General features: G+C 71.9%; 11 protein-coding genes. 7 read left to right on the top strand and 4 right to left on the bottom strand.

Features of this window, described 5'->3' with window-relative positions; all coding sequences use genetic code 11:
* The first annotated feature begins 20 nt into the window (after nucleotides 1–20).
* From IE207_RS11895 to IE207_RS11880, 4 genes are all read left to right on the top strand, one after another.
* Complete coding sequence (locus tag IE207_RS11895; protein ID WP_229873654.1) at nucleotides 21–470, top strand: roadblock/LC7 domain-containing protein; 450 nt, start codon at nucleotides 21–23, stop codon at nucleotides 468–470.
* A gap of 83 nt (nucleotides 471–553) precedes the next feature.
* Nucleotides 554–928, top strand: coding sequence for a hypothetical protein (locus IE207_RS11890; RefSeq protein ID WP_190184049.1), 375 nt, complete (start codon nucleotides 554–556; stop codon nucleotides 926–928).
* Nucleotides 929–1,104: 176 nt separating this feature from the next.
* Nucleotides 1,105–4,665 carry a bifunctional glycosyltransferase/CDP-glycerol:glycerophosphate glycerophosphotransferase gene (locus tag IE207_RS11885; protein ID WP_190184048.1) on the top strand — a complete coding sequence of 1,187 codons (3,561 nt, stop codon included), beginning with the start codon at nucleotides 1,105–1,107 and terminating at the stop codon, nucleotides 4,663–4,665.
* Between the two features lie 134 nt (nucleotides 4,666–4,799).
* A complete protein-coding gene (locus IE207_RS11880; protein ID WP_190184047.1) occupies nucleotides 4,800–5,285 on the top strand; it encodes a VOC family protein in 486 nt (161 codons plus the stop codon).
* A gap of 36 nt (nucleotides 5,286–5,321) precedes the next feature.
* On the opposite strand, the gene IE207_RS11875 is transcribed toward IE207_RS11880, so the two are convergent.
* Entirely contained in the window at nucleotides 5,322–6,047 is a 726-nt protein-coding gene (locus tag IE207_RS11875) for an SIR2 family NAD-dependent protein deacylase (RefSeq protein ID WP_190184046.1), read from the bottom strand.
* A gap of 186 nt (nucleotides 6,048–6,233) precedes the next feature.
* On the opposite strand from IE207_RS11875, the gene IE207_RS11870 reads away from it, so the two are divergent.
* A complete protein-coding gene (locus tag IE207_RS11870; RefSeq protein WP_190184045.1) occupies nucleotides 6,234–6,680 on the top strand; it encodes a hypothetical protein in 447 nt (148 codons plus the stop codon).
* Between the two features lie 77 nt (nucleotides 6,681–6,757).
* Nucleotides 6,758–7,600, top strand: coding sequence for a GNAT family N-acetyltransferase (locus IE207_RS11865; protein WP_190184044.1), 843 nt, complete (start codon nucleotides 6,758–6,760; stop codon nucleotides 7,598–7,600).
* Nucleotides 7,601–7,654: 54 nt separating this feature from the next.
* Here the strand turns inward: IE207_RS11865 and IE207_RS11860 are convergent, their stop codons facing one another.
* The 3 genes from IE207_RS11860 to IE207_RS11850 form a co-directional block, all read right to left on the bottom strand.
* Nucleotides 7,655–8,098, bottom strand: a complete 444-nt coding sequence (locus IE207_RS11860) for a subtilase-type protease inhibitor (protein WP_190184043.1) — start codon at nucleotides 8,096–8,098, stop codon at nucleotides 7,655–7,657.
* 195 nt (nucleotides 8,099–8,293) lie between these two features.
* A complete protein-coding gene (locus tag IE207_RS11855) occupies nucleotides 8,294–8,755 on the bottom strand; it encodes a Crp/Fnr family transcriptional regulator (protein ID WP_190184042.1) in 462 nt (153 codons plus the stop codon).
* A 192-nt stretch (nucleotides 8,756–8,947) separates the two neighbouring features.
* A complete protein-coding gene (locus tag IE207_RS11850) occupies nucleotides 8,948–9,250 on the bottom strand; it encodes a hypothetical protein (RefSeq protein WP_190184041.1) in 303 nt (100 codons plus the stop codon).
* Between the two features lie 320 nt (nucleotides 9,251–9,570).
* Here IE207_RS11850 and IE207_RS11845 point away from each other — a divergent pair, with 320 nt between their 5' ends.
* A complete protein-coding gene (locus IE207_RS11845; RefSeq protein WP_190184040.1) occupies nucleotides 9,571–12,309 on the top strand; it encodes a DNRLRE domain-containing protein in 2,739 nt (912 codons plus the stop codon).
* The last annotated feature ends 19 nt before the right edge of the window (nucleotides 12,310–12,328 follow it).

The following is a 12,328-nucleotide window of genomic DNA, read 5'->3' as shown; positions in this document are numbered from 1 at the left end:
CCGAAAGGAAGCCGGCCGAGATGAACACGGTGATGGTGACAGCCGAGACCGAAGCCGGGATACGCGCGGAGCTCCGGCGCCTGCGGGCCCGTGTCCCCCAGCTCACCGGCGCCCTCGCCGCGAGCGCCGACGGCCTGGTCCTCGCCCACGACAGCGCCGCCTGCGAAGCCGAATCCGTCGCGGCACTGACCGCGGCAGCCCTCGGTGTCGCCCAGCGGCTCAGCGACTGCACGGGTCAGGGCGGCTTCCGGGAGCTGCTGGTCCGCGGCGAACACGGCTACGTGGCGACCTACGCCGCCGGGGAGACGGCCGTCCTCACCCTGATCGCCGAACCGCGCGTCAACGTGGGCCGGCTCCATCTGGAGGCCCGCCGCTCCAGCCTCCGTATCACCGAACTCGTCGAGCACGCCCTCGGCCGGCGCGCGGGCCCGGTGGCCCCGCCCATGCCGACCGAGGCGCCGTCGCCCTGAGTTCCGTAAGACCACCGCGACACGACGTCCCGGCACAGCCATTCCCACAGCGACAGCAGGAACGACAGAGAAAGGCAGCACTCATGGCCAACGTGGAGACCGCCCTCAAGGAAGCCACCACCACCATCGAAGGCGCGCTCGGCGCCGCGCTGGTGGACTACGGCAGCGGCATGGCCCTCGGTACCGTCGGCGGAGGCAAGGACCTCGACCTCGGGATCGCCGCGGCCGGCAACACGGACGTGGTACGGGCCAAGGTCCGGACGATGGAGATGCTCGGCCTCAACGACGAGATCGAGGACATCCTGATCACCCTCGGCAGTCAGTACCACCTGATCCGGCTGATGAAGGCCCGCAGCAGCGGCGGCTTCTTCCTCTACCTCGCGCTCGACCGGGGGCGGGCCAACCTCGCGATGGCCCGGCACCAGCTCAAGAAGATCGAAAGCGAGCTGGAGATCTGAGGAGGACCCGCGAGGGTCGCGACGGCGCGGTGGCGGGCGGCTGAATTCTTTGCCGTCCGCCCGGCGACCAGGGGCGGTATGTCCAAAAATGGGCGGAATTTATCATCCTGTTACCGAGTAAGATGCTCTAATCGGTTGATCATCAACAAAGCAAAAAGCTGGAGAACCTGCCACCCATGCCCCCGCGCCTGAGCATCGTCGTACCGGTCTACAACGTCGAGCTCTACCTCGACGAGTGCCTGGAGTCCATCGCCGCCCAGACCTTCGAGGACTTCGAGGTAGTCCTCATCGACGACGGTTCCACCGACGCGAGCGCCGCGATAGGCGAGGCCTTCGCGGCGCGGGACGGCAGGTTCCGACTGGTCCGGCAGAAGAACGCCGGACTCGGCGCCGCCCGCAACGCGGGTGCCCGTCACATATCCGAAGGCAGCGAGTACCTCGCCTTCGTCGACAGTGACGACACCATGCCGACGGACGCCTACCAGAAGCTGATCGAAGCCCTCGACGAGACGGGCTCCGACTTCGCCGGCGGCAACGTCCTGCGCTTCCGCTCCGTCGGAATGCAGCAGTCCTGGGGACACCGCGCCCCCTTCGCCACCACCCGGCTGGGGACCCACATCTCCAAGTTCGCGCCGCTGGTCACCGACCGCACCGCGTGGAACAAGGTCTACCGGCGCAGCTTCTGGGACGAGCACGGCTTCCAGTACCCCGAAGGCATCCTCTACGAGGACGCGCCCGTCAGCATCCCGGCCCACTACTTCGCCAAGAGCGTCGACGTGATCAGCGACGTCGTCTACCACTGGCGGGTACGCGAGACCGGCGAGCGCTCCATCACCCAGCGCTCCACGGACCCCGTGTCCGTCATCGACCGCGTGACGTCCATCCGCCTGGTCCGCGAAGCCCTCAAGGGCAAGCCGGGCGAGAAGTACGCCCGCTACCTGCGCGAGTACGACCACAACGTGCTCAGCGAAGAGCTGCCGCTCATCTACAAGTACGTCGGCGAAGGCGGCCCCGAGTTCCGGGCGGCGTTCGTCAAGGAGGTCGGCGGCCTCATCCGGGAGATCGGCACCGGCCCCTGGTCCGACCTCACCGTCGCCGACCGGCTCAAGGCGTTCCTCGCCCGCGAGGGCCGCGTCGAGGAGTTCATCGCCCTCAACAAGCACCAGAGCGACTACTCCTACAGCGTGCCGGTCAAGGGCCTGGCCCGCCCGCAGGCCGACTACCCCTTCCTCACCGCCCCCGTCCCGCCCAAGCTCCTGACCCTCGGCCCCCGCGAACGCCGCGTCGTCAGCCGCCTGGAGCAGGCCGCCTGGAGCGACGGCAAGCTGCTCCTGCGCGGCTACGCCCTGCCCGGCCACCTGGGCGCGGAGAGCCGCCTGGGCTCCCGCAAGATGCTGGTCTTCCGCGAGCAGGGCAAGCGCCGCCGCAGCGTCGTCACCGCCCGTACGGTCGCCTCCCCGATGGCCACCGTCAACGAGCCGCACCTCGCACTGCGGCACGCGGACTGGGCCGGGTTCACCGCGGTCGTCGACCCCACGGTCTTCCAGACCGGCGGCACCTGGAACGACGGTACGTGGACCACCTCCATCGCCGTCACCGGCGCCGGCGGCCTGCACCGCGCCCGTCTGCGCGGCGGCGACCACGACAGCGGCCACAACCCGCCCTCCTACTGGGCCACCCCCGACGTCCGCATCGTCCCGACCGTCGCCGGCCCCCTGACCATCAAGGTCGAGGTCGTCCGGGCCCGGGCGCTGGACGTGCGCCCGTCCGGCGGGGACGCCGTCGAGGTGTCCGGCGAGCTCGCCACCGAAGTCGGCGCGGGCGCAACCCTGCGCGCGACGCACGTCGGCAGCGGCAACACCCTCACCGCCGCGCTGGACACGGCGGAGGCGGCCGGGAACGGCCGCGTCCCCTTCACCGCCTCCCTGCGCCTGGCCGAGCTGGCCGAGGTGCCGCTGCCCGGACCCGGCGAGTGGGGCCCGCAGGCGTGGAACCTGTCCGTCGTCCGCGCCGACGGCACCGAGCACCTCCTGACGCTGGACGAGCGGGGCGGCTTCACCGGACTGGTCCTGCCGGTGCCCGGCGACGCCACCGGCCGCGCCGTCTTCGCCAAGCGCGGGACGTCGGGCCACCTGGTCCTCTCCGTCCAGGCCTCGCCGCCCCTCGTGGACACCGTCAGCGCCAAGAACGGCACCCTCACCCTCGCAGGGAGCTTCCACGCCCCCGCGGACGCCGCCGACGAGCCGTACGAGCTGGTCCTGCACAACCACCACGGGAGCGAGTTCAGCTACCCCGTGACCCGTGACGGCGACCGCTTCGAGGCCTCCTTCGAACCGGTCCTGCCCGAGGCGTACGCCGGACGCACCACCTTGCCGCACGGCCGCTGGTGGCCCACGCTGCGCCCGGTGAGCCAGGGCGGCACCACCGCCGGCCTGCTCGGCGTCGACCGCGGAGCGCCGCTCCAGCTCCTGCCGCCGGTCCTCTTCGCCGGACCGCACCACATCACCGCCGAGGGCCGCCGCATGCGCGTCGAGGCCCGTCTGTACGACCGGCTGGTGCTGAACTGCGACCCGCTGATCAGCCCGCACGACCGCTCGCGGTACGCGCAGCGCGTGGCCCGCGACATCACGTACCCGGCCCAGTCCGCCCTGCCGGTCAAGGACATGGTCGTGTACGAGACCTTCCAGGGGAACGGCGCCGGCGACTCGCCGCGCGCCATCCACGAGGAACTCGTGCGCCGCGGCGAGAAGCTGGACCACGTCTGGCTGGTCCGCGACGGCCGCGCCGAGGTCCCCTCGACCGCCCGCGCCGTCCAGTACGACAGCCTGGAGGCCTGGGACGTACTGGCCCGCGCCCGCTACTACGTGGTCAACGACAGCGTGCCGGGACACTTCCGGCGCCGCCCCGGGCAGATCGTCGTACAGACGTGGCACGGAACGCCGTTGAAGCAGATCGGCCACGACTACCTGCACGACTACTACACGAGCCCCGAGGCACTGGACGCGCTGCGGCACGACGCCGCCCAGTGGTCGCTGCTCGCCTCCCCGAGCTCGTACGCGACCCCGGTCCTCAAGCGGGCCCTCGGTTACGACGGCGAGATCATCGAGTCCGGCAGCCCGCGCACCGACGCCCTCGTCCGCCCGGACGAGCAGCGCGTCGCCGAGGTCCGCAGGCGGCTCGGCCTGCCCGAGGGCAAGAAGGTCGTCCTCTACCTGCCGACCTGGCGGGAGAACCGCGAGGGCTGGTCGAACGGCTACAAGCTGGACCTGCAGATCGACCTGGACGCCGCCCGGCGCGAGCTCGGCGAGGACCACGTCCTGCTCGTCCGCGGTCACCACAAGGTGAACGAGCAGGTCCGAGAGGGAGCCCGTGACGGCTTCGTGGTCGACGTGTCCCGCTGGCCCGACACCACGGACCTGCTGCTCGTCGCCGACGTCCTGATCTCGGACTACTCGTCCGCGATCTTCGACTTCGCGCTGACCGACCGGCCGATCCTGCTCTTCACGTACGACCTGGAGCACTACCGCGACACGCTGCGCGGCTTCACCTTCGATCTGGAGAAGAAGGCTCCCGGGCCGCTCCTCGCCGACTCCGCGAGCCTGATCGAGGCCGTGCGCAACGCGGACGCGGTCGCCGCCGAACACGCCGAGGCGCGGGCGGCGTTCCGGGCCGAGTTCTGCGACCTGGACGACGGCCACGCGGCCGAGCGCGTCGTCGATCGGATGCTCGCCCTGTAACCCGTACGAGTGCATTCGCGAGGGGACGCAGACCGGTCCCCGGCCCACCGATGAGTTCCGGGCCGGGGACCGGTCTGTATGTGTGAGACGGCACCCGGCACCGGGTCCGTCCCGCACCCGACCTGGAGGCAGTCATGAGCGACAGCACCGGCTTCACCACGTGCCTGTGGTTCGACGGCGACGCGGAGGCAGCCGCCGACTACTACCTGTCCGTCTTCAAGGACGGCAAGCGCGGTCGCACCGTCCGCAGGAACGAGGCGGTGCCCCCGGGCGGTGAAGTGCTGTTCGTCGAGTTCGAGATCAACGGCCAGAAGTTCGTCGGTCTCAACGGCGGCCCGGAGTTCCCCTTCACCGAGGCCGTCTCGTTCATGATCGACTGCGCCGACGAGGCCGAGGCGGACTACTACTACGACGAACTGAGCGGCAACGGCGGCCAGGAGTCGGCCTGCGGCTGGGTCAAGGACCGGTTCGGGGTGTCCTGGCAGGTGATCCCGCCCGGCCTCCACGACCTGATCGCCGACCCCGACCCCGGACGCGCCACGCGCGCGACCGCCGCCATGATGACGATGAAGAAGCTGGACGTGGCACAGATGCGCCGCGCGGCCGACGCCGAGGGCTGACCGGGAACGCCGCCCACAGCCCGGACGGGACCCTGGTCAGCTGCCGATCCGGGCCAGCAGCGCCGGCAGCGCCGTCCCGATCGGCTCGCGGATCACCTCGTCCGCGAGGGAGTCGTACGGGGTCTCCTCCGCGTTCACGATGATCAGACGGGCCCCCGCCTCGGCGGCCATCCCGGCCAGCGAGGCGGCGGGCTGCACCTGGAGGGTCGACCCGACGGCGATGAACACCTGACACCCCTTGGCCACAGCCATGGCATGCCCCAGCACCTGCGGGTCCAGCCGCTCGCCGAACATCACCGTCGCCGCCTTGAGGATCCCGCCGCAGGCCCGGCAGGCGGGATCCGGCTCCCCGGCGGCGACCCGGGCCAGTGCCTCGTCCATCTCCGACCGGGCATGACAGGACGTGCACACCACCGACCGGGCCGTGCCGTGCAGTTCGAACACCTTGCGCGCGGGCATGCCGGCGAGCTGGTGCAGGCCGTCCACGTTCTGGGTGACCACCCGCACCGGCGTACCGCCGCGCTCCAGCTCCGCCACCGCGAGGTGTGCGGCGTTGGGCCGGGCCCCGAGGGCGCCGATCTCGGCCCGCATCAGCCACGAACGCCGCCGGACGTCCGGATCGGCCATGTAGTAGGCGTACGTGACGAGCTTCTCGGCGTCGGGCTCACGCCGCCACAGCCCCTGTGGTCCCCGGTAGTCCGGAATCCCGGAATCGGTGGACATCCCTGCCCCACTGAACACTGCGACGAGCGGCTTCCCCATGAGCCGACCCTACGCAGACCGCCCCCGCCCCGCGAACCCGTTTTCCGCGGGCCCGGTCCGCGCCGGACCCCGGCGGGACGAGGGGGACCGGCCCGAAGGCCCACAGTGGTGAATCCCGCCCCCACTGGGGTGAGGTCCCCGCCGCGTCCCGCCCGGCCGGGCCGCGTGGGCAGCTACAAACCGGACATGAAGCTCACGCCTCACCTCTCCGGCGCCCTGCTGCTCACCCTGACCGCCCTCCTGGTCCCCACGGCCGCCGCCCCCGCCCTGGCCGACGCGCCCCCGTTCGGCGACATCGCCGTCCTCGCCCGCCGGCACACCGCCGCCCAGATCAGCGGCTTTCTGACCGGTTTCTACGGGCACCACGGCCCCTCCGCCCACGACCGCCGGCACCGTGTCTCCCAGCAGCTCAGGGAGAAGCAGAGGAACAACCCGGACAGCGACGTGCTGCTCTGCGCCCAGAGCAAGCCCAACCGCATCACGGTCGGCCCGGCCACCGTCGCCCAGAACGCCGGCGTCGGCTGGGCCACCGTCACCACCCACTGGGACGGCGGTTCCACGGACACCTTCACGGCCTACGTACGGCTCGACAGCCGGCCGATCCGGTTGGACGACGTGATCTGCGCGGGCTGAGCGGAGAGGCTTGACGGGTGTCCAGGGCGGCCGGGCGGGGCTGTGCGGGCCCGGTGGCGTCTGGTAGAACACCGGGCATGACGGGCTTCGAGATCACCGGCGCGAGCGCCTGCGACATGGAACTCATCCGCTCCTGGGCCGAGGAGGAGGGCTGGAACCCGGGCGTCGGCGACCGTCACGCCTTCGCGGTCGCGGACCCCGGGGGGTTCCTGGTCGGCCGGCTCGACGGGGAGCCGGTGGCCTGCATCTCGGCGGTCCGCTACGGCGCCGGCTTCGGGTTCATCGGCTTCTACATCGCCCGGCCCGCCGTGCGCGGCCAGGGGTACGGGATACGGCTGTGGAACGCAGGGATGGAACGGCTCGACGGGCGCCTCGTCGGCTTGGACGGGGTGGTCGAGCAGCAGGGCAACTACCGCAAGTCCGGGTTCCGCCGGGCCTGGAACAACGTCCGCTACGAGGGGGTCCCGGCGGCCGGTGACGACCACGGGGTGCGGGTGGTGGACGCCGCCTCGCTGCCCTTCGCGGCACTCGCCTCCTACGACCGGCTGTTCTTCCCGGAGGCCCGGGACTCCTTCCTCGCGGCGTGGACGGGGCTGCCCGGGCGCACGGCCCTCGCCGCCGTCCGGGACGGACGGGTCGAGGGCCTCGGCGTGGTCCGCCCGGGCAGCGACTCCGCCAGGATCGGCCCGCTGTACGCCGCCGGTCCCCACATCGCCGCGGGCCTGCTGCGGGGGCTCGCGCGGCACGCTCCCGGCGGGCAGGTCGCCGTGGACGTACCGGACGCGAACCCGGCGGCCGCCGGGCTGGTGGCGGGACTGGGGCTGGTGCCCACCTTCGAGACCGCCCGCATGTACACGGGCCCGGCGCCGGAGCTCGACCTGTCCGGCATGTACGGGGTCACCAGCCTCGAACTGGGGTGACGCGGACCGGGCGGCGGTCGCACGGCGCCGCCCGGCAGGATCCGGCGCGCCGTCCTACACGTGGAACAGGACGCCCTCACTGCTGCGCAGCTCGCACGGGTTGGCGAAGGTGTGCGCGTAGTTCAGCCGGCGGCCCTCCCACACGCCGTCGGTCGTCACCGTCACCGGGTTCCACTCCCTCGTACACCGCACGTTCGCTCGGGGGGCGGTCAGCGCGTCCGGTGAGCCCCCGTTCGCCCGCAGCTGGGCACACGCCGTGGCCGGGTCCGGGTGGGTGCCCGTCGGCCGCGGAGCGCACACCAGTGTCACCGCGCGCATCACCGTCGCCTGGGCGGGGTCCTCTCCGCTGGCGACGCTGACCACGAGCGCCGACGGGGCGTAGAGGGTTTGGGCTCCGGCCGGCGCCGCGTCGGCGGCTCCGGACCCGGCCAGCGCGGTGAGAGCGGTGAGCGCCATGGCTCCGGAAGCCAGTCCCAGACTCCTGCTGATGGACCGCATTTCGAACACTCCTCGGGGTCGTTGTGCCGGATAACGGACGGGAGTCTTGCCCATGCGGCGCCAGAACGCTCGTTCGGGCCGCGATTTCACGTCACCGTTCGTGAGCGAATGAGCGCAGTCCGCAGCGGTGACGGTCCGTTGACCTGTGCGAACACGCAGTGGCGAAACGGCCGAAGACGCCTGCTTCCGAGGGGTTCAGCGGGTCGTTGCGAGACGGGGCGCGTACAGATCGAGGAGCCGGGTGCGGGTCTGCTGGAGCCGCATCGCCAGCACGCGCCCCACCCAATGCCCGATGGCGGAACCGTAGGCGGGGTCGGCGTCCATCTGCATCCGCACCGTCGGCGCGTCGAATTCGTACGCCCGTACCAGGGTCATCGCCTCGGCGCTGAGCTGCCAGGTGTACGGGGGGAAGAGCCATGACCAGCCCACCAGTTCACCCGGGCCGAGGCTCTCGATAGGCGCCGCCCGGCGGCCGGGGACGGGAAGCTGCAGGGTGACGGTGCCGGAACGCACGATCCAGAAGGAATCCGCCCGGCCGCCCTCGTCGAAGATCCGGGAGCCCTCACGGAAATTGACCTCTCGGGCCAGGGCCATCAGCCGCCCGCGATGTTCGGTGGACAACACGGCGGCGAGCCGGATGGGGGAAGGTGTGCTCACGACGGCCTCCGATCACGACCCCCCACAACGGTGCTGTCACCTCAGTGTCGCCGACTCCGGCGCAAGGGGTAGTGCGACGCCTCGATTCCCGCCCTGGGCCCGGCCACGGATCAGGCCGACGTCCCGCGCCGGGGCCCGCGCGGGACCTGCCGGTCGCCACCCGTGACCTCGCACATGCGGCCGGTGAGGGGCTCAGTCGTCGGCGCTCGCCTCCAGACAGGCCAGCTCCATCGCGTCGAGCACCGCCTCGTGGCTGCGCCGGCTCAGCTCGGCGACGTTCTCGATCTGCGCCGTCGCCCAGGCGGCGAGGGTCATCACCAGGACGCGGAGCCCGTCCGTGCCGTGTTCGGCGAGGATGGCGTCGGCCACGATCATGGCTTCCTCGGGTACCTGCTCCGGCGGCTCCATCCCGGCCAGACCCCGCAGCATCGCGAGCGTCCGGCGGGAGATCTCCGGCGTCATCCTCGCCAGCCGCATGTCTTCTTCGTCGTCCATCCCGCCCACCTCCGGTGCCGTGCCGAACGCCCTCAGGGCACGGTAGAGCGGCGCGGGCCCCCGCGGGGCGGTTTTCCCCGGGGTGCGCCCGGGTGAACGAACGCGCCGGGCGCGGCCGCGGTGCACCGGAACGCGCCCGGCGCGGGCGCCCCGGGCACGTTTCGCATCCGATGGGTCAAGTGCCGTGCCGGGCGGACCGATTCGCCCTAGGGTGTGCGCCCGTACGTACGACCATCGGCCTGCTCGCCGGGCCGGACGGCCGTACGGCCGTGGCCCGCGCGGCGCACGCGCGGCGGAACGCACACCGAACTGGGGGGTTCATGCGTAGATCCAGAGGGACGGTCACCGCCCTCGCCCTGTCCCTGGCGGGCACCGCCACCGTCATCGGCCTCGGCCTCGCCCCGCAGGCGGCGGCCATCACCCCGCCCGTCGCCTTCACCGCCGACGCGCTGCCCACCTGGCAGCCCAACGGCGTCGTATGGGCCCTCGCCGAGACCGGCGGCACGGTCTTCGTCGGCGGCACCTTCTCCGCCGTACGCCCCCCGGCGGGCGGTGGCGGCAGCGAGCGGCCGGCGGTCAACTTCGTGGCGCTCGACACCGCGACCGGCGCCCCGACCTCCTGCTCCCTGGACTTCACCGTCGCCGGCGGCACCGCTACCGTCCGCGCGCTCACGCTCTCACCCGACAAGAAGACCCTCTACGCGGGGGGCTACTTCGGAGCCGTCAACGGCACACCCGTCTCCAGCATCGCCGCCGTCGACGTGGCGAGCTGCACCGTGAAGACGTCCTTCCGGCCGGCCTTCGCGGCCACCGTCCGGGCCCTTGCCGTCACCGCCGACACCGTCTACGCCGGCGGCGACTTCCTGACCGTCTCCGGCCAGCCCCGCAGGCGCTTCGCCGCGGTCGGCGCGGGCGACGGCGCCCTGAGGCCCTTCACCGCCGACGCGGACGAGCCGGGCCGCGCCGTCGAAGTCACACCCGACGGGAAGAACGTCGTACTCGGCGGCGACTTCTTCACCGTCAACGGTACGAACACCCACGCCCTGGCCGTCGTCAACCCGACGAGCGGCACCCTCACCAAGACCTACCCGGGCTTCATAGAGACCAACTCGGTGGTCAAGGACATCGCCACCGACGCGACCGGCATCTACACCGGCAACGAGGGCACCGGCGGCGGCGTGTTCGACGGCCGTATCGCCCTCGACCTCAGCGACTTCAACCAGCGCTGGCGCGACACCTGCCTCGGCGCCACCCAGGCCGTGCTGCCCTACCAGAACGTGCTCTACAGCGCCTCGCACGCGCACGACTGCTCCAGCGTCGGCGAGTACCCCGACGGCCGGCGCCACCACCTCCTGGCCCAGCCGACCACCAGCGTCGGCAAACTGGGCTGGGCCCCCGACACCAACGACGGCATCGGCGAGGGCATCGGCCCGCGCGTGATGACGGTGGGCTCCAAGGCCGGAGTCCCCTACCTGTGGGTCGGGGGCGAGTTCACCACCGTCAACGGGGCCGACCAGCAGAGCCTGACCCGCTTCGCCTCGACCGGCGACACCGGGGCGCCGACCGTGCCCGTCACCAGCGCCGTCAGCTTCAAGCCCGGCGAAGTCCAGGTGCGCTGGCGCACCAGCCTCGACCTGGACGACAGCGCCCTCACCTACCGGATCTACCGCAACGGATCGGCGACCCCGATCGGCACGGTCACGGCGGACTCACTGTTCTTCAAGCGACCCCAGGCCTCCTGGACGGACACCACCGCCCTCGCCGGACAGTCCTACACCTACCGCGTGACGGCGTCCGACGCGGCCGGCAACACCAGCGCCCCGTCCGGGGCCGCGTCCGTCACCATCCCCACCTCGATCGACGCGTACCCGAACGCGGTCCGCACCGACGGCGCCCAGCAGTACTGGCGATACGACGAGTCGGCCCTGCCGTTCGTCGCCGACTCCTCGACGGCGGGCAACCAGAGCGGCGTCCACCTGAACGGACCGGCGCTGCGCCAGTCGCCCGGCGCGGTCACCGGCGCGAGCACGGCGATCGGCTTCAACGGCACCAACACCCAGGTGTACGGGGACGAACGGCAGACCGTGGGCAGCAGCTACTCCATCGAGACCTGGTTCAAGACCAACACCACCCGGGGCGGCAAGCTCGTCGGCTTCGGCAACAACCAGGACCGGGGCAGCAGTCGGTACGACAAGCACATCTACATGACCAATGACGGGCGGCTCGTCTACGGCGTCTACACCGGAGCGACCCGCACCATCACCACCGCCGGCACCGACCGGTACAACGACGACAAGTGGCACCACGTCGTAGCCACCCAGGGCCCCGGCGGCATGGCCCTCTACGTCGACGGCGCCCGGAAGGGCACCCTGGGCGTCACCACCCACGAGGACTTCACCGGCTACTGGCACGCGGGCGGCGACAACCTGAACGCCTGGCCCGACCGCCCGACCAGCGACTACTGGGCGGGCCTGCTCGACGAGACGGCCGTCTACCCGAACGTGCTGAGCGCGGAGCAGGTCCAGCACCACTACGCCCTCGCCTCCGCACCCGCCGACTCGGTCGTCCAGCTCACTGCGGCCGAGGACACCTACGCCAACGCCGGCGCCCCCGGCACCAACTACGGCGCCTCGGGATCCCTCGCCGTCCGCGGAACCTCGCTGTACGCGAGCTACCTGCGCTTCGACCTGCCCGCCGCGCCGGCGGGCACGGTACTCAAGTCGGCGACGCTCAGCGTGAAGACCAGCACCATGAGCGGCGCGGGCACGACCGACACCGTCTCGGTGGTCCCGGTCACCGGCGCGTGGACCGAGGGCGGAACGACGTACGACAACCGCCCGGGCCTGGGCGCCCCGGCGCTCGGCGGCTTCCCGGGCATCCCGGACGGCTCGGCCGTCCACACCGCAGGCCTGGATGCGGCCAAGGTCGCCTCCGCACTGGGCGGCGCCTACAACCTGGCGCTCACCAGCACCGGGACCGACGCCCTGTGGCTGTGGTCCTCGGAAGCCGCAGCCAACGAAGGCACGCCACGGCTCACGCTGACCTTCGGCACGCCGTGACCTGCCGCTGAGCGGGGGG

It is taken from the genome of Streptomyces cirratus (assembly GCF_014650775.1).
Taxonomy (GTDB): domain Bacteria; phylum Actinomycetota; class Actinomycetes; order Streptomycetales; family Streptomycetaceae; genus Streptomyces; species Streptomyces cirratus.
Note: the sequence above shows the minus strand (reverse complement) of the source record. Positions and strands in the feature narration are given on the sequence as shown.